The 17274-nt window shown below is 39.2% G+C and carries 18 protein-coding genes; 5 read left to right on the top strand and 13 right to left on the bottom strand.

Going from position 1 to position 17274, the window contains the following annotated elements; all coding sequences use genetic code 11:
* The 3 genes from HWN40_RS05545 to HWN40_RS05535 are packed head-to-tail and all read right to left on the bottom strand — an operon-like array spanning position 1 to position 1154.
* Entirely contained in the window at positions 1 to 345 is a 345-nt protein-coding gene (locus HWN40_RS05545) for a hypothetical protein (protein WP_176964804.1), read from the bottom strand.
* A gap of 27 nt (positions 346 to 372) precedes the next feature.
* Positions 373 to 1017: a hypothetical protein gene (locus tag HWN40_RS05540; protein WP_176964803.1), complete on the bottom strand. Its 645-nt coding sequence runs from the start codon at positions 1015 to 1017 to the stop codon at positions 373 to 375.
* Positions 1014 to 1154, bottom strand: a complete 141-nt coding sequence (locus tag HWN40_RS05535; protein WP_176964802.1) for a hypothetical protein — start codon at positions 1152 to 1154, stop codon at positions 1014 to 1016. The genes HWN40_RS05540 and HWN40_RS05535 overlap by 4 nt, the downstream gene beginning before the upstream one ends.
* A gap of 94 nt (positions 1155 to 1248) precedes the next feature.
* Between HWN40_RS05535 and HWN40_RS05530 the strand changes: the two genes are divergently transcribed.
* Entirely contained in the window at positions 1249 to 2178 is a 930-nt protein-coding gene (locus tag HWN40_RS05530; RefSeq protein ID WP_176964801.1) for a hypothetical protein, read from the top strand.
* Positions 2175 to 3389, top strand: a complete 1215-nt coding sequence (gene cas1, locus HWN40_RS05525) for a CRISPR-associated endonuclease Cas1 (RefSeq protein ID WP_176964800.1) — start codon at positions 2175 to 2177, stop codon at positions 3387 to 3389. The genes HWN40_RS05530 and cas1 overlap by 4 nt, the downstream gene beginning before the upstream one ends.
* 368 nt (positions 3390 to 3757) lie before the next feature.
* On the opposite strand, the gene HWN40_RS05520 is transcribed toward cas1, so the two are convergent.
* The 4 genes from HWN40_RS05520 to HWN40_RS05505 all read right to left on the bottom strand — a co-directional run bounded on the left by HWN40_RS05520 (position 3758) and on the right by HWN40_RS05505 (position 10033).
* A complete protein-coding gene (locus tag HWN40_RS05520) occupies positions 3758 to 6280 on the bottom strand; it encodes a PAS domain S-box protein (RefSeq protein ID WP_176964799.1) in 2523 nt (840 codons plus the stop codon).
* Positions 6281 to 6517: 237 nt separating this feature from the next.
* Positions 6518 to 7558 (bottom strand): Coenzyme F420 hydrogenase/dehydrogenase, beta subunit C-terminal domain, encoded by a 1041-nt coding sequence (locus HWN40_RS05515; RefSeq protein WP_246275994.1) that lies wholly within the window; start codon positions 7556 to 7558, stop codon positions 6518 to 6520.
* Positions 7559 to 7761: 203 nt separating this feature from the next.
* A complete protein-coding gene (locus HWN40_RS05510) occupies positions 7762 to 8490 on the bottom strand; it encodes an MIP/aquaporin family protein (protein ID WP_176964797.1) in 729 nt (242 codons plus the stop codon).
* Positions 8491 to 8554: 64 nt separating this feature from the next.
* Entirely contained in the window at positions 8555 to 10033 is a 1479-nt protein-coding gene (locus HWN40_RS05505; RefSeq protein WP_176964796.1) for a DUF2193 domain-containing protein, read from the bottom strand.
* A 234-nt stretch (positions 10034 to 10267) separates the two neighbouring features.
* Here HWN40_RS05505 and HWN40_RS05500 point away from each other — a divergent pair, with 234 nt between their 5' ends.
* Positions 10268 to 10930, top strand: a complete 663-nt coding sequence (locus HWN40_RS05500) for a helix-turn-helix domain-containing protein (RefSeq protein ID WP_176964795.1) — start codon at positions 10268 to 10270, stop codon at positions 10928 to 10930.
* A 316-nt stretch (positions 10931 to 11246) separates the two neighbouring features.
* On the opposite strand, the gene HWN40_RS05495 is transcribed toward HWN40_RS05500, so the two are convergent.
* Positions 11247 to 11762 carry a hypothetical protein gene (locus HWN40_RS05495; protein WP_176964794.1) on the bottom strand — a complete coding sequence of 172 codons (516 nt, stop codon included), beginning with the start codon at positions 11760 to 11762 and terminating at the stop codon, positions 11247 to 11249.
* Positions 11763 to 11853: 91 nt separating this feature from the next.
* Positions 11854 to 12357, bottom strand: a complete 504-nt coding sequence (gene fae, locus HWN40_RS05490) for a formaldehyde-activating enzyme (protein WP_176964793.1) — start codon at positions 12355 to 12357, stop codon at positions 11854 to 11856.
* Between the two features lie 184 nt (positions 12358 to 12541).
* On the opposite strand from fae, the gene HWN40_RS05485 reads away from it, so the two are divergent.
* Positions 12542 to 12919, top strand: coding sequence for a winged helix-turn-helix transcriptional regulator (locus HWN40_RS05485; RefSeq protein WP_176964792.1), 378 nt, complete (start codon positions 12542 to 12544; stop codon positions 12917 to 12919).
* A gap of 412 nt (positions 12920 to 13331) precedes the next feature.
* Here the strand turns inward: HWN40_RS05485 and HWN40_RS05480 are convergent, their stop codons facing one another.
* The 4 genes from HWN40_RS05480 to HWN40_RS05465 all read right to left on the bottom strand — a co-directional run bounded on the left by HWN40_RS05480 (position 13332) and on the right by HWN40_RS05465 (position 16500).
* Entirely contained in the window at positions 13332 to 14609 is a 1278-nt protein-coding gene (locus tag HWN40_RS05480) for a PKD domain-containing protein (RefSeq protein WP_176964791.1), read from the bottom strand.
* Between the two features lie 266 nt (positions 14610 to 14875).
* Positions 14876 to 15571: a phosphoribosylformylglycinamidine synthase subunit PurQ gene (gene purQ, locus HWN40_RS05475; protein WP_176964790.1), complete on the bottom strand. Its 696-nt coding sequence runs from the start codon at positions 15569 to 15571 to the stop codon at positions 14876 to 14878.
* On the bottom strand, positions 15568 to 15819 hold the full coding sequence (gene purS, locus HWN40_RS05470) for a phosphoribosylformylglycinamidine synthase subunit PurS (RefSeq protein WP_176964789.1): 252 nt from the start codon (positions 15817 to 15819) through the stop codon (positions 15568 to 15570). The genes purQ and purS overlap by 4 nt, the downstream gene beginning before the upstream one ends.
* A 93-nt stretch (positions 15820 to 15912) precedes the next feature.
* Positions 15913 to 16500 carry a CDP-alcohol phosphatidyltransferase family protein gene (locus HWN40_RS05465; protein ID WP_176964788.1) on the bottom strand — a complete coding sequence of 196 codons (588 nt, stop codon included), beginning with the start codon at positions 16498 to 16500 and terminating at the stop codon, positions 15913 to 15915.
* Positions 16501 to 16754: 254 nt separating this feature from the next.
* Between HWN40_RS05465 and HWN40_RS05460 the strand changes: the two genes are divergently transcribed.
* Positions 16755 to 17138, top strand: a complete 384-nt coding sequence (locus HWN40_RS05460) for a hypothetical protein (protein ID WP_176964787.1) — start codon at positions 16755 to 16757, stop codon at positions 17136 to 17138.
* Positions 17139 to 17274 lie beyond the last annotated feature (136 nt).

The raw sequence follows: 17274 nt of genomic DNA, 5'->3' as shown, positions 1-17274 counted from the left end.
TCAACCCCCATACTTTTGGTTTATTAAATCAATTTCAACTTCATCCATCCGTTTTCTTAATGCTGCATGTGAAAGGAGAATGTATTCTATTCTCTCTTCTAGTGGTAATTTGCTTGATCGGAATTTAGGCGGTAAATTATTCTGAAAATGCGTGACAGCAGCATGACAGTTCAGACAGAGAACTCTAGTTTCATCCGAAAAGCCTCTTGTGGAAATGTGATGATTTTCAAAAATCTTCAAAGCATAAGGATTGGTTTCTCCACAAATTTCACAGATGCCATTTTTAACAAGCTGTTCAGTCTTAGCCTGTTGTTTTATCTGTGAAATAAAATCCTCGTTGGACAAACCGCTCCCTCATTGAACTAGAGTTGTTTAGCTTCTGTCGTCGTATATTGGTAAAAGCTCAGGATTTTCGATCTGCAGTTTTAACTCATACAACTTCTCAAGATCGGTTTCAAATGGGTAATCTTTTCCATCTACTCCCTTTATTGTGACACCTTTGAACGCTTCAAGTTTTGTTGCAGGTCCTGTTATTACAGCAATCCTGACAGCATTGAGGTACTTGCTGATAAGAGATGCATCTCTTGAGCTTTTGATTACAACACTAATCCTTTTGCCATTAGAGTAGAGCCATCTACTTCTCTCTATGCTGTCTGTTTTTGTTGCAACCCAACGACCATTCTTTTTAGAGACGGCATTTCCAAGATGCTTTAGAGCATCCTGCACATTGATTCCTTGCTCTTTTGCTGCTGAAGTAAGGGATTTGCCTTTCCTCATATCATTCAATGTGTAGAGTGCTCTAGTTCTCATTTCTCGCTGTTCAGGAGAAAGCTTGTTAAAAGGACTAAAAGCAGGTGCAATATCAGATACTCTCATTTTACGGAGGGTACTGAGTGTAGCTGATGGGTTCAGGTTGTGTTTCCTGATGATCTCTTTTGCATACCTAGTATCTCTTGGTTGAGCCTTTAGCCATTCGCCATAGGTCCGATACTTTTCAGAAAATTGCATTCGGCTCATTTTTCAGCCTCCAAGAGCCTAATAAACGATGTCCTGAGGACCTCGGCCTGAGAGCACCCATATTCTTTTGCTTTCTGCTCTAACTTCTCCTTGAGATAAGGAGGCAAAGTTACTAAGATTCTAGCAGTTGATTTCATACAAAATTCGAATTAGCAATAAAATTTATATACATATTTGAGGCATATTTTGATAGTAGTTATGATATATGTTAGTTGAAGTTATGAGGTAATAATGTCTAATAATAAGGTAAGTTTTGAGGTAGAGGTTGTCAATTATCTATCTGAAAATGGGTATTCTAGAAGGCGGCAACTCATAGCATATATAAGGAGTCTTCATCCAAATCCAGATACAAATCCAGAGGATCGAGGATATAGTCCGAAGACTATTGACAAAAAACTGGCAAATATGCATAAAGTAGGTTTAATAATAACTTTAAAAGAACCTGAAGAACTCGAAAAGTATGGTGTAGAAAAAGAAGATGGGAACGCCTCATATATATTTGTCAAAGATGCCGCGGATAGAAAAAAACACCTTGATGATGTGTTTGAACTCCTCAAAACAGGGGATGATATTGATAAGAAGATGGTAATTGCTGAGATCAAGCGTTATAAAAACAAATATATCCTCAATCCAAGTCAACTGGATGTTTTGGTAAATAATCTAACAAGTGGAGATGCCGAAATTATAGATGGTGTTCTAAGTATTCTTTACGAGAGTATTGTGAATAAAGAGATAAAACCTAGAAATAAAACTAATTTGTTGGAAGCATTAAAGGCACTATTGGAAAAGTATCCAGAAGGCCATGATAAATACTTGAAGCTGAGAAATCATATCATAAAACTCTTGGGTTATTACAAGGATAAAACTGTTCTCGAACAACTGAAAAAAGACATTCGATCAAGAAAGTTATCAGCTTTCCAAAATGATTATATGACTGTTTTTACTGCTAAAGTTATTGAAGAGGGAAGGGCCGAACTGTTTAATCTGGAAAATAAGCTGAGGAAAAACGATGATAAGAATACTGCTGAGATCATATCAAAAATAAGAGATGAAGCTGAGATAAATGCAGACAAGCCCTTGAAGCTTTGCAGCCCATTGGAAGCTATTGAAGGGACAAAAACCACTGTTCCAACTACTGGATTCAGGAGGCTAAAGAAATGAAGCTTCTACTTTTAAATGGTAATGGAATCAACATGCGTGTTGATGGTGCTAAACTTCACATCAAGGATGGGAGATTTTCAGCTACTGAAGAGCCAGAAGAATACGTATTCTCTCCAAAGAGAATTGATGTCGATAGTATAGTAGTCTATGGACAAACTGGTAATATGACGTTGGATGCTATCAGATGGTTGATTAAGCACAATGTCCAAATTTCAATTCTCAATTGGGACGGAAAACTGTTGACAACAATGCTTCCTCCTGAAAGTACCAATATAAAAACCAAGTTTGCTCAATATCATGCATTTGAGAATCAAGAAAGTAGAATTAAGATAGCAAGAGGCTTTGTTGAGGCGAAAGTTGATAAATCAACAGTTGTCCTTGATTTCCTAAATCAACGATATCCTACGGTTGATTTTGATTTTTCAGAGGATATTGATAAACTAAACAACATCAACTCAATCAGAGATATTATGGGTGTTGAGGGTGGTGTCGCCTCTAAGTACTGGAATGAATTCTCTAAAGCTGTACCTGAAAAATACAATTTTGAATCTCGACTTAACCAGAGCGGGAGGGCCATAGGCGCAGGGGATATGGTAAATGCCATGCTTAACTACGGCAACGCATTGTTAGAGGCAGAGTGCCTGAGAGCCATTAATTCTGTGGGCCTAGATCCTCACGTGGGCTTCTTGCATGAAATGAATCCTAGTAAGAATAGTTTAGCTTATGATCTTCAGGAACCTTTTAGATTCCTTATTGATCTTGCTGTCCTTAACCTGATAGAAACAAATGGCATAGACAAGAAGGACTTCATTAGGACAGAGAATTTTTCCTTGAGGCTCAGGCCCAGTGGAGCTAAGAAACTGACTGAAGAGATCAATTGGTGGTTCAACAAACGGGTCAAGTATCAAAGTAAAAGTCCAATGTGGAATTATGTTATTCTCCTGAAAGCTAGGGAATTAGCATATTATCTAACTGGTAAGCGAAAAGAGATTGACTTTTTGGAACCACAATATGCGACAAAGCGACATGACTCAAGCGACATACGACAGAAGATACTTAGTATATCATATTCTGATTGGAAAAAGCTAGGATTTTCAAAAGGTACATTGCATTATATGAAGAAAAATGCTGAAGCTGATAAGCCTTTTACTTTGAATGCTCATGTAAGAGAACGCTTGAATCAATGGGAAAAACTTGTCACAAACGGTTAAATTTATGGATTTTAGTTGTCGTTTTCCTGTCGCTTTTTGGTAGAAATTAAGCGACAATTTCAGGCGACAAGACGACAAGTGAAAAGCGACATGAAAAGAGATAAATGAAGATGATCAGATTTCCAAGAGTGTTCTCTATTGAATGAAGCAGAATGCTAAGAGTGATAAGCCGTTTACTCTCATTACTCAGGTAAGGGGGAGGTTGGAGATGTGGATCTAACGGTTAAAATGGCACACTTAACAATTTTTACATAGCTAAAGGTAATATCGATAGCAATAGCAGATTTAGTGATATTACTAATGTTAATATGAGGGTGTTTTATAACCGGTGATAATCAGTACTATCACTAATACTCCTAAATAATATTTTATTGCACTTTGCCCTCAATAGGAATTGTAAATGTGAAGATACTTCCTTTTCCAAGTTCACTTTCGACCCAAACCTCACCACCATGCAATTCTACAAACTTTTTGACTAAAGTAAGTCCTAGTCCGGTTCCCTGTTGTTTTCTTGTTTCAAGATTATTAACTTGTTTAAATGGTTGGAATAATTCATTCATGTTCTCTTCAGATATTCCAATACCAGTATCAATAACATCAATTTGTAACATGTTGTTCACGGGACGAGTTTCGATAGTAATCGTGCCTTTTTCTGGTGTAAACTTTAGAGCATTGCTTACAAAATTGTAGAGTATTTGTTTAAATTTCATCTTATCCGCTTTTATTGTGACAATATCGGTGCTGACATTTGCCAGTAAACCAATGTTTTTGCTTGATGTCAGGGGCATCAATGTAGTTCTTACGCCATCAATAGCATCAGGTATAGAGAACTCTTCAATATAAAGTTCCATCTTATGGGCTTCAGCTTTAGAAAGATCCAGTGTATCGTTTATGAGCGACAAAAGGTGTTTTCCACTTTCTAAAATATGCTCTACATAACTTGCCTGTTTCTGATTGAGTGCTCCAATGTCCTGCATGTCAAGCAAATCTGAGTATCCAATAATAACAGTTAGAGGTGTACGCATTTCATGACTCATAGTGGCTAATAATTCACTTTTGGCACGGTTGGAAGCTTCAGCCTTTGTTTTTTCTATAAGTATTTTTTCATTGATTTTACGCTCGGTTATGTCTCTACCAATCGACATCACCGCAGGCCTGCCTTCGTATTCAATTAATGAATAGCTTGCTTCAATTGGAACCTTTCTGCCATCCTTGGAGATTGCATAAAATTCAAATTTACCTGGATTTTTTCCCTCAATTATTAATTTTGTAGCGAATTCCAGTGCCCGTTTCTTGTCTTCCTTAGCGACGTATTCAATAGGTGATTTTCCAATAAGTTCCTCTTTCGTATAGCCGATGTTTTCCGCTGATTTTGAATTCACATATCGTATCAGACCATCCTGGACAATAGTAATTCCATCGTTTCCTTTTTCCACAATAGTAGAGTATTTTTTCTCCGATGCTTTTAAAGCCACTTCTGCATTCTTACGCTCAGTAATGTCCTGCACCAAGGCCATTACACAAAAATTATTCCTAGAACTATGTAGCAAAACAGCAGATGCATGTCCCCAGACAATCGAACCATCCTTGCGGACAAAACGCTTTTCAAAATGGAAAAACTGTCGTTTCCCTAAAACAAGTTCTTCAAAGAAAAGCCGTACATCTTCCCGATCATCAGGATGAATTGGATCAAATGCACTTAGTTGTAAAAGTTCATCTTTAGAGTAACCAAGGAATTGCCATAAGGATGAGTTTACTTGAAGGATATCTCCATCAGATGAGAATACGGCCATTCCAGCAGCAGAATGCTGGAACATGGAACGAAACTTTTCTTCGCTATCCTGTAAAGTTTTTTCTGTCTTCTTACGCTCGGTGATATCGCGAATACTGCTGAGAATTGCTGGAATGCCTCCATAATCAATCAGACAGCTGCTTATTTCAGCTGGGAAAGTAGAACCATCCTTGCGAGAAATAATCGTCTCAGATATCTTATGTCCATTCTGTGATACTTCTTTAATTAACGCTGGTATCTTTACTGCATATTCTGGAACGTCCACTTCCATGGGAGCCATTCGTAACATTTCAGCTCGATCGTAACCAAGGACTTTGCAAACTGTCTGATTTACTTCCATAAATTGACCCTCAAGGTCATATATGCCAATTGCATCACTGGAATGGTTAAATAAGGTTCTGAACTTGTTTTCAGATTCTTTAAGTTCTTCATAAGCTATTTTTAAGTCTTCATTTGCCTGTTGTAATTCAGCGGTCTGCTCTGTAACCATCTGCTGGAGATGTTTGCTTTGATCTTGTAATCTTTCGATGAGCTGTTCACGTTCGGCTAATTGGAGAACAACATGCAGATCGGTTTCAACTGCTTCCTTGAATTCAAATATTAATTCTGCATAAGATGTAGCTTTTGGATTATCCTTAACATCTAGCACACAGATCGTACCGAATATTTCACCGTCGGGCCACTCGAGTGGAAAACCAAGATAGTAGATCATCCCCAATTCAATATCCGGATTGTGATCCCATTCGGGATCCTTTAAGGCGTCAGTAATCAAAAGTTGTCTACGCTGCTTCATAACAGTTTCACAGTAAAGTCCAGTATTGAGGTCTGCTCTTTCCCCTTTATCATATGGATTTTCCTCCGTTGCACTCGATAGAAATACCTCTATCTGCGGAGGGTCAACCTTCATGATCAATCCAGCAGGTACACCGATAACCTTAGCCATCTGGTCTACGATTCGTTGCCACTTAGCAACGATTTCATCTGGAATTTCCACATCCTTTGTAACAACTTTTGTTGGAGATTTATCTCCATCTATAGAAAAACCACTCATGAACATCTCTCGAATTACATCGGATTGTATTAAATTTATATTTTCCAAACCATTTAAGGTACGTTCTATTACTTATGGGTTGTTAACGGCGTGAACATAAGATCTATATTATAACCAAAAAGTGATAAGGCATTTACTTTTATTATTCATACTGGGTACGTTTGGAACAATGAATAAAACCCCTCATCTCGTTTTTCAGAAAGGTGATGAAATAGGAAGTTGTAAAACAATCTGTGAAATGAGGGGGATGGGGAGTTGTCAAAATGCTCTCTTTATTTATTTGTGTTATTTCCTCTTAGTGATTGGGTACATCTGAACCTTTTTCATTTTTGCAAGGTTGAGTACTTTTTCCATCTCATTTTTCTCTAAGACTCTGGATTTAATATACCCACTGTCCACAGCTTCGTTGAAAATCTCATATCCGATTCCTGAACGGGCTAAGACGGTTGTCCAACCATTTGGAGTTCCTATACCACCAAAAGAAATATCTGATTTTTCAGCTGCCATATCTGTACAGAATTTACAGGAACTACTACGATAACTATCAAATTCGTTTAAACTGAAGTCTCGAATTTCATTATTCATATAAAATTCGAATTTACCTTTGCGTATTTTCATTGCGTCAATATCTTCAAGTTTTATGTTTTTAGATTCAACAAATTCTTTGATACCTTCATAGTAAAAGGTATCCATGCAGAACAATCCCATCTTCACTATATTTGCCCTCATGAAAAGGCGAAGAAATCCGTATGGGCTTTTTTGCATCTTGGTGACAGCATCAATATTACAGCTAGGACCAACAAAAGCAATGCTCCGCATATCTTGTTTAATTGCACTCATAAGAGCTTCCATCGTCATACTATGACTATATATACTACCGGATGAACTTAACAAATCTTCATATGTTTTAGCAACAATGGGCACTGGTTTCCATGGTTCTTCTTCAGACCTAGTAGTCACTATGGCACAATCGATAAGTCCCTCTTCGAGGGCATAGGCAAGTACAGATGTGATAATACCCCCATCCTGGCCCTTTAGTTCGGGTATTGTTGTTTTTGCACAGTAAGCATGCCGTATTTTCCCGATAAGATCCTCTTCTGTGGTAATCGTTCTGGGACACTGATTATAACAGACCCCGCAGCCATCACACTTATCAATTAATTTTGGTAACTTGTCTACAATTGATATGGATTCACATGTGGAGGCACATGCCCCGCAGAGAGTACAAATACCCGGCTTGATAACATCTTTCCTTAATTTTCCAAAAGCAATACGCTCATTATTGCTAATTGATTTCTTTAGACGAATGATACTTTTCATTGGCATTATTGCTTCACCTACTATATACTGGTGAAAGTTTTTTATTTTTATCAAAACTACCTGAATGGTAGCCACCCAAATCCAGAGTGACATCGTACCTATGTCTGCATATTTTGTACAGATTAGAGACCTTTGTATATTTAGGAGTAAAGTTGTGGTTGGGTGAAAAAAGGAGGATAAGGCTATTTAAAGCCTCGATAGGAACCAGTTTACCTTTCAGCAAAAATGCCTTCATAGGTAAGTCCTGCAACAACTCCTCCAACGATAGGTCCGATCCAGTAGACCAAGTGATTGGCCCAGTAACCTGATGCAAGGGCAGGTCCAAAGGTCCTTGCAGGGTTCATTGATGCACCAGTTAAGGGTCCGCCTACGAGAATATCCAACAATACGACCATTCCTATGGCAAATCCTGCTAATTCCGGTGAAGCTCTGCTGTCTACTGCTGCACCGTATATGGTAAACACCAGCAGGAAGGTAAGTATAGCTTCAATAAGGATTCCTGTTCCAAATGTTACGTCTGCTCCAAGACCTGTTGTTCCCAGGTTCACAGCTGCAACGGCCGTCGGGAAAATTGCCTTTAGCACAAATCCTGCTGTGGTTGCACCTGCAAGTTGAGCGACAATATATCCTGCTGCATCCTTTGCCCCTATTTTTTTACTGATAAGCAGGGGAATTGTAACAGCTGGATTAATGTGTGTACCTGAAATATGTCCGGTAGCATATATCATGGCCATGACGATCAAGCCGAATGCAGCGGCAATTCCTACAAGACCTAGTGCTCCATCAGAAACATAATTAGTCGCCACCGATCCGGCACCGATAAATACCAGGGCAAAGGTACCTACAAACTCAGCTATATATTTTTTAGTTGATTCCGTAAAGCACAATCTATAGGGCTCACAGTACGGTGCTGTACTTTCTTTGTTTGAGTCAGTCATAGTTTAACCTCTTAAAAAAACAAAGGGAAGGAATATCTTCCTTCCATTCGTGGTTCCTTAGACCTTATACTGCCTGACTCCATTGGCAGTAGTGGTGTGTCTTGATGAGGTCTGATGTTGCACAGGACTTGCAACCTCTTGCTGGTGAACCTGGGTTTTCCGGATTCATAGCAATGATATTGGTCATCAGGGTTGCAGTCACAGGCTCACTGGTCAGCAGACATGGGAAATCAGCCAGTCTCATCAGTGAGGAGAACCTGACAGTGATTGCACAGGCAGGATATGTGTATCTTTGTGGGTTGCTAAGAACTTCATTGTTGTCAATAGGACTGAGGTCGATCTTCACACCACCGATATAGCCACCTTTTCCGATAGGCTTAACCTCAAGTAAGTTGAAGCCACGCTGGATCATGTCCATAAAGTCCACGTTATGGAGTTCAGCAGCCGGTCCCCTTGTAGGGTTGAGTGGAACGTAGTTGCTGTAGCGTTTTGTCAGCAGATCGGTGACCATGGATGCGGTGAAACCATCTTTCTGGAGAATGTGTGTTGCACCTGCTGCTGTTGCTCCGGTTGCAAGGTTAAGCACTGAGGCTGGACTCTTGAATCCCTTGGCAAGTCCTGCTTTCAGAGTGTTTTCGAGTACCTGTGTTTCGGCCTCGATGATCGCCATTGTCACATCGTCCTTACACATGTTGAACATGGATTGGGATATGTGGTGTGCTACGTCACCAACACAATATGCCGGTACTGTAACTATATTTCCATAATGGACACCTTCATCCATTGCGGCTTTGATGGTACCTTTCATCCTGTCCTTGTACTTGTTCATATATTCTCTTGTGTTAAAGGAGGTATGACCTGCATCTTCCATGAGTTTTACCTGTGTATCTACAGGTTTGTCATAGACCATCTGCAGCATGGCAATCTCATCTTCTACGGCTTGTGCCACTGTATTTCCTGCTTCGAGGGATGTCTGGAATGCAGCACCTATTCCGTAGGATGTGTCCATACCCCATGATTTGGAAGATAGGATTGCCTGCTTGTGATCATCGCTGATCTTCAGATCTGTTAGTATCCTGTTCACTACATTGCTTGTGGAGCCGGGGGAGAATGCAAAGTCAACTACACAGGTAGGACCGTAGAATCCACCGTATCTTCTGACAGATTCTTTTCCAATAAGATGCTCATTCTCTGCAATGGCATTCACGAAGACATCTACGGATTCTCTGAATGAAGGATCCTCTTCGTACAATATTTCCATTATAGGAGGTGTTTGGTAATGTTCTACGAAAGGATCGTCTTCAGATCTTACAGTGGTTGCCAGATCGCTTAAAATGTCATAGTGTGCATTGACTGAATTGACATGCAGGTCGATAACAGTCTGGGACTGTCCTTCGATAGCAGTCATTTGGTTCACTGCATCCACGTATGGCTTAGCATCACTGATCTTGAATTCGGTTCCGCGTTTTGCCTTAATTGTTTCTACATCTGCCCATTGAGCTGCGAGAGCTTCTTTTATCATTTTATCGTAGACGTTCGTCATGTTAATCGATTAAAGATGAGCTTGAGTTCGCATATAATTTGTTTAAGACCTGTTTGTTGTTCTATCTAAGACATGAGTAAACGAAACATACGAACATGGTATAGTTATATAATAGGACATGTCCTATGAATTCTATAAATTGAATTAATGCATAATAAAGACTAATCTTTTAACGGCCTGCGGTGCAAAATCAATCTTATCACAATGAATGTTTTCTAAAAAATGGGGATTAAAATGCTTGAAGCGAAAATTTCTGTAGAACAGCATCACTGTTCTCTTGCCACTATTACTAAAGAAAAAGGTCTTGAGCTGGAGATACTGTCACATATTCCCGTATCTGAGGATCGGATTCTATTCCTTGTGCAGGAAAAAAAGCGGGAAAGTGCAACGCCCAGACATTTGATGGAGATTGAGGGGCATGAATCCACGGTGTCCTTTGAGGTTCTCCAGATTTCTCCTGAAAAGACCCTTTTCATGGCCGCAATTGATGATGCGAGTGCAATTCACGCTTTTGAAGAATCTCACTGTTTCATAAAACATCCTATTCTCATAAAGAACGGCAATAAATATTACACAATTCTTGCAACTGACCTGAAACATTTGAACCAGGCTTATAGCAAACTAAAAAAGCTGGGCAAATGGTCAATAGATGAGGTATATAATCTCGATAAGGACACTTCTAGTGACAACCTTACTGAGATGCAGAGGAAGATATTGTTTACTGCAAAAGGAATGGGCTATTTTGATGATGGCCATAGGGTCTCAATTGAAGATGTAGGTAAAGCTCTAGGAATCTCTAAATCCACTGCTCACCATCATCTAAAGTGGGCTAAGAGGAAGCTTGTATCCAAATATATTTCCGAGTATCAGGAAAACCATACGAAAGATGGCCTATGATCCGAAGGGATTTCTTAATTTTTTCTATTTTTGGCTTTGTAGAAATTTTCAATAATACAAAATATACAATCTTAACATACTGTCAAGATTGTGTATTAATACCTTGAATTTCACTTTTTTACCAGTGTACATCAAGCAAGTGTTCCACGTGTACCAACTGCTCCATCATTAATGGTTCCAAATGGAAGAAGATGGGGTTCTCTAAGGGTACGTTGCATTATATGAAGCGGAGGCAAGAAGTGGCAGTCGTTTGCTCTCATGCTCATGTAAGGGAGAGGTTAGAAGAGTTGGGGAGGGGCTGAATGAATCAAAACTCTTACTCATCAGATATAATTTCATCAGAAAAATTCTCATTTGTTTCTGTAAGGCATTCTGTTTCTTGAGAAGTTGTACAAAGACTGTGAATAAATTTTAATGTATAGATTAAATCAAAAAAACATAGACCTAAAAATCCATGGATTATAATCAATTTTATTGTTATGTTGTAAGTATTGCCAAATGGAATCGATGCAAAAGGAATTAACATAAGCGAGAAAAAGATTATGAAAAATCCAACCAACATTGAAAATGAAAAAACTGTTTCAAGATAATTTTTTTGATGTGAATACTTGATATTATCTTTATTGAAAGTATAAACAACCACCAGAACACTAACTATTGCTACAAAACTCTGCGCTACTGAACTAAAAAACCAATACCAAACATCATTGGTTATTAAAGAACCATTAAGCAATCCGCTATAGGATATAACGTACCCTGAAAGCGCAAATATCACTACATAAAAAACCAATCTGGCATAAATTCCATAAGAAATTTGATTGTTAATTTTCATGATAGCTCCTTAATTACTAATTAGAAAATTGATTTGTTGATTGAATTTAAAAATATAAGCATCCTGCGATTTTGCTCGCAGGAAGTCTTTTTTAAGCAAATGGGTGCTCTGCAGAGTCCTTCTTTGCAAGTGCCTCATCAACTGTTGGTGTTCCGTCGATAGCGCGCTTTATTGCAAGCTTTGTTGCTTCGTAGTTGAACTCGTAGATCTTTTCCTTGTCTGTTGCATCCCATTCGAGGAATACTGAAACAATGACAAGAAGGTTCTCTGCTTCTTCTTTTGGAATAACGCCGTCAGCTACACTGTCCATTACAGCTTTTGCAATAGCTGCCTGTGCAGGGCCGAACATCAGGGAAGCCTGGGTTACGTTCTTGATGGTAACCTTGTTCACCAGAAGTGTTGCTGGTTTTGGCATAACGTTTGGTTCAAGGACTGCAAGCAGTGGGGAATGACCCTGCTGTGGGTTTGCAAGTGCATTCATGAATGCATTCTCAACTGCACTTCCCTTTGTACCGATAACAAGATCGATGTGTGCAACTTCAGGTCCTTCTCCTACCAATGCTTCGCCAATCATACTTTGTGTTATTTTTGCCATATTTATTTCTCCATTTGAACTTTGTAGAAATGCCCATGTTGAATATTCAAATTTAGATGATTTGAAACATTCTTGTTTTTTGTAGTAAATTTTGAAGGCTTTCTACAATGCCATGTTACAATCCCTAATTACCAAAAGTAATATAAATACTTAAGCTAACCAATTAGTAATCAGGTGAGATATCATGGGTCAACTGAAACGCAGCCCTATAGACAAAGCGATCAAAATAATAAGCAAAAAATGGACCCTTAATATTATCAGGGATATGTTCTGTGGAAGCACACACTTCAATGATTTCTTGAAGAACAATCCAAAACTCAGCAGCAAGGTCCTATCTGAGAAATTGCGCCAGTTAGAACAAGATGAGCTGATAGAAAAAGTAATTGTTTCCAAGACGCCTTTAACTATAGAATATCACCTAACAAGTAAAGGTAGGAATTTAAATAAACTGCTTTATGAGATCTCAGGATTCGCTTATAAAGAATGTATTGATGAATCTACTTCTGAATGTACAGAACATAGCTATGAGCTGACCAAAGAAATATTGGGCATAAAGGATTGAAAAAGTTCTGTAGAAAATCTATTTAAATCAACATATATGGGTTGAATTAAGATTATATCCAATAGCATGTAATACATCCTCTGTTTTATATTTCCTTTTTCCAACTAACTTGAATCTAAAATTTAGGCAGCTTATTCTTTGACATAATTTGAACTTAAACCTCATCAGCTTAGAAAAATTCAATTTATTCTAATGAGTTTGTTCAGAACACTTACAAAAGCGTAATGTTTTTTCTTGTTAACTATATCCCCCACGTGATGTTCAAGGAAGTAAATTCGAACTACAAATCCAAAACTTCCTAAAATTCTGAGTATCCATTGTTCTAGATACCTATTACCCCGAATGATCTTGAGGGGAATAATATTCGAACTCATAAAAAAGTCAAAATTTCAAAGCGTACACTTTTTTCGCGTTATATATATCCCGATCCGGATATGGTAACAGTCAAATCCGAACTGGCATAAACTATATCTTCATGTGTAATTACACCAGTGATATCATCTATAACAATAACAGGAGGTGTATGGTCAACATTCAGAATCATTCCCTCTGAGATTGAATCACCGAATGAGTCAGTACCTAGCAAGCTAAGTTTATACGCTCCACTCTGGAGTGGTTCGCCCTGTGAGTCAGTTGCATCCCATTCAAATGAATAAATACCGGAGTCCAGCTCATCAGTTATATCCTTTGTCAGAATAACAGCATCATTGCTATCTGTTATTGAAAATTCCAGTGATGTAAGATTGGTGTCATTAACATCGAACACTATATTTACCGGGTTGTTAGCACTTATGGCCTTCTCGGAACTTACCTGTATGTATTCAGTGTCACCTTTAACTATTAAAGTCGCGCTCACTGGCAGAGAACTTGACATATGATCCTTTACTTTTAAGGTTATTGTATGAGTTCCAACAGACATGTTTGAACTGGAAAAACTTGACTGATTGCTAGTGCTGAGCATACCATCTATACTTGACTCCCACTTATACTCATGAATTATCGAGCCGTTGACTACCCCATCATCATCGGTGCCTGACCCAATGAACGTAACTTCCTCACCCTTAAGTGCATGGTTCGGTGTTATAGAATCAATGCTAGCTTCTGGAGGATTATTTTCGAGAATGAGCACTGAGCCATAAACCGGATCTGACCACTGATCTTCACTATCCTTAGCCCTGAAGCTTATAGTGTGATTCCCCACTTCCAGATTTCCTGTATATAATGTTCTTCCAGGACATATTACACGCTCTTCCAAATAGGAGTACCATTCATGATTACCACGTGTGATTGCAGTATAATTGTAAACGTATATACCAACTAAGCTAACAGTATCGCCCTCAATGGCAGGATTCGGACGGATATAATCAATATCAACTACAGGAATAGTATTTGTTGAGATATAACCGACCTCTGTCACAGAATTTGATTCATTAGCATTACTTACCGTCAGACTCACATCAAAAGCACCGGCCTCGGTATAAACATGCGATGCATTCTGCGAATCTGAGGTCTCACCGTCACCAAAGTCCCACTCCCATGAAGTAGGATCTCCGCTTGAAGTATCAGTGAACTGGACTTCCAAAGGCACTTTGCCTTCTGTTACATCTGCAGAGAATGAAGCAACTGGAGTTTCGGTCGTGTCATCTGCAGCATTTACGATACCTATGCATAAAAACGATAAAATTAACATTGTAGTAACTAGTTTAATTTTTATTATATTACCACCACTCAATTAATATAAGGACGTTAGCTAGATAAAAATGTTTCTAAATAATCCTACAAAAATGAAAAATATATTCTTGTAAAGAAAAGGATTTTCAATACAATTAGTTTTACTGAACTAATATGATCATTAAGAATATAAATTGTAAGTGACTTAAAACAAAGGAAAGTAAATAGAGTACAGGAATTACCAAATAGTAATTCTTGCTACCCGTGAATTAGAAATAAAATTATTCAACGGCCAGAGATATACTCCGCCATTGACTTAAAAATCTTCAATCCATCGGAAGATCCCAGCACATCCTCGGATGCCCTCTCGGGATGTGGCATCATACCAAGCACATTCTTCTGAGTGCTGACGATTCCGGCAATGTTCTCCTGTGAACCATTGGGATTTACTTCATCAGTCACTTTACCGTTCTTATCCACATACCTGAAGGCCACCTGGCTGTTATCTTCCATTCTTGCAAGAGTTGGCTCATCCGCATAGAAATTTCCTTCCATGTGAGCTATTGGGATACTCAGGATATCACCTTTTCTGAAGGCTGAAGTAAATGGCGTATCAGTAGTCTCGACTCTGAGGAATGTGGATTCGCACCTGAACTTCGGATAGTTATTTGTGGTCAGTGCACCATCGAGCAGACCGGATTCCGTGAGTACCTGGAAACCATTGCATATGCCGATCACGGGTTTGCCGGCTTCGGCCTGTTTTTTCACCGAGTTCATAATAGGGGTACGTGCGGCTATTGCACCGGCCCTGAGATAGTCACCATAGGAGAAACCACCGGGTATTACGATTCCGTCAAACCGGTCCAGATTCTCTTCCTTATACCATACAAGCTCGGCATCAACACCCACGACATCCTTGAGAACATGAAGGACATCAAGGTCGCAGTTGCTGCCACCAAACTGGACAATGGCAATGCTCATTCTGTTTCCCTCAGGGATATCGCATAGTTATGGATGATCGGGTTTGCTATCAGTTTCTGGCACATCTCTTCTACGTTTTCCCTTGCATCGTGTATACTTTCCGCTTCAAGGGTGATAGTGTATTTCTTTGCTGTCCTGACACTATCGGTCTCATAACCGAGGTGTTCAAGAGCTCTTTTTATCGTTGTGCCTTCCGGGTCAAGCATACCTGCCTTAAGTTCAATGGTTACATCAGCTTGATACTGCATCTTTGCATCCTCAGCTCTCTTTGAATAAGAATTATTAGTAGATATCAGGCTTAAATAGACGCTCTATATTATAATCTTTGCCTATGCCCGGGGTTATGCAAGTGATTTCCTGGCATGTATCAGGCGTTGTACAACAGTCACATGGGTGATGATGACTATAATAAAAAGTGCTATTCCAAGCATCCCTGTCACCGCACCGCCCATCAGCACAAGCATCCTTTCAGGCCTCTCGGCAATCCCGACATCCATTTCACTGGCACCCATGGCTTCAGCTCTTGAACGGGTATAGCTGACAAGATACGAACCTATTATCGCCATAACGGTCCAGAACCAGAGAGGCATTGACAATATATTAACCTGAGGAATGCTGCCTGTTATAAGACCATAGATGATGCCTGCAAACACCACTGCATCGGCATACCTGTCACATACCGAATCAAAGACTGCGCCAAAGGCTGAAGTACATCCGTTCGCCCTGGCCACTGCACCATCAAAGACATCAAAGAGCCCACTTATCAGTATTAGCAGAGCGCCGATTATAAGAAAACCCCTTGCAAACTGGACTGCGGCATAAACGCTTACAAGAAGACCTATCAAAGTCAATGAGTTAGGAGACAGGGGTATTTTTTTTGCCATCGGCAGGATCGATGCCCTGATATTAGATTTTAGTTCGCCAAACATTTATTTCCATCCGCAGGTATTCTCAGGATTTTATTATATTTTATAGTGTTTTTAGTATTTTAGTTATCTGCTAATCGGGTTTTCATGTCTGAGAGACTATATGATGATGATGGTGATTATATTCTAAAGTATAGACAATTTTATATATGAATTTGAGAAAGCTGAAATTGTACTAAGTTAAACCAAAAAGATCCTGTGATCAGATAGTTGCAAGGAGTACTGTCATTTAATCAGATTTAAACAGAGGCAAGGAAATGAAGCCCGAACGTAAGGTCATTGTATCAGAAAACGGCAAGCTGGTTCTGAAGAAGGTATTACTCTCAGGTAAGGATGAAAATGGGAAGCATTTCTACCTGTTTGATCAGGACAAGAAGAAGGAAAAAAAAGAGAGCTACTACGAGCGTGTAGAAAAAAATTTCCTGCTGATCGGCCTGCTCAAAAGGATCGACATGTCCAGGCTGACTGAAGAAGAAGTGAACCGCCTGATGCACAAAAAGCATGAGAAGGAAGAGAAGTTCTTAAAAGCGGGCCAGAGACGGGGTTTTAATCTCGGGGTTGAAATGAACCCGGAAGAGATTCTCAGGTTCTATATATCGCTAACACCCGAAGAAAGGGTAGCCCTCAGCTGCAAGCCGTAGTCCTGCAATACACAAACCTGAGCTTAATAGATTCAAAAATCAGATTCCCGGCAAACTCAAAAAGCCGGTAATCCATTCTTTTCCAATCGCTTTTTTTTGCAGTTCCCGTTATTCTATTCAAAACTTTTATCTGGCA

Origin of the sequence: Methanolobus zinderi (genome assembly GCF_013388255.1) — an archaeon.
Lineage (GTDB): Archaea > Halobacteriota > Methanosarcinia > Methanosarcinales > Methanosarcinaceae > Methanolobus > Methanolobus zinderi.
The sequence above is the reverse complement of the archived record's forward strand: the minus strand, read 5'-3'. Positions and strand labels throughout refer to the sequence as shown.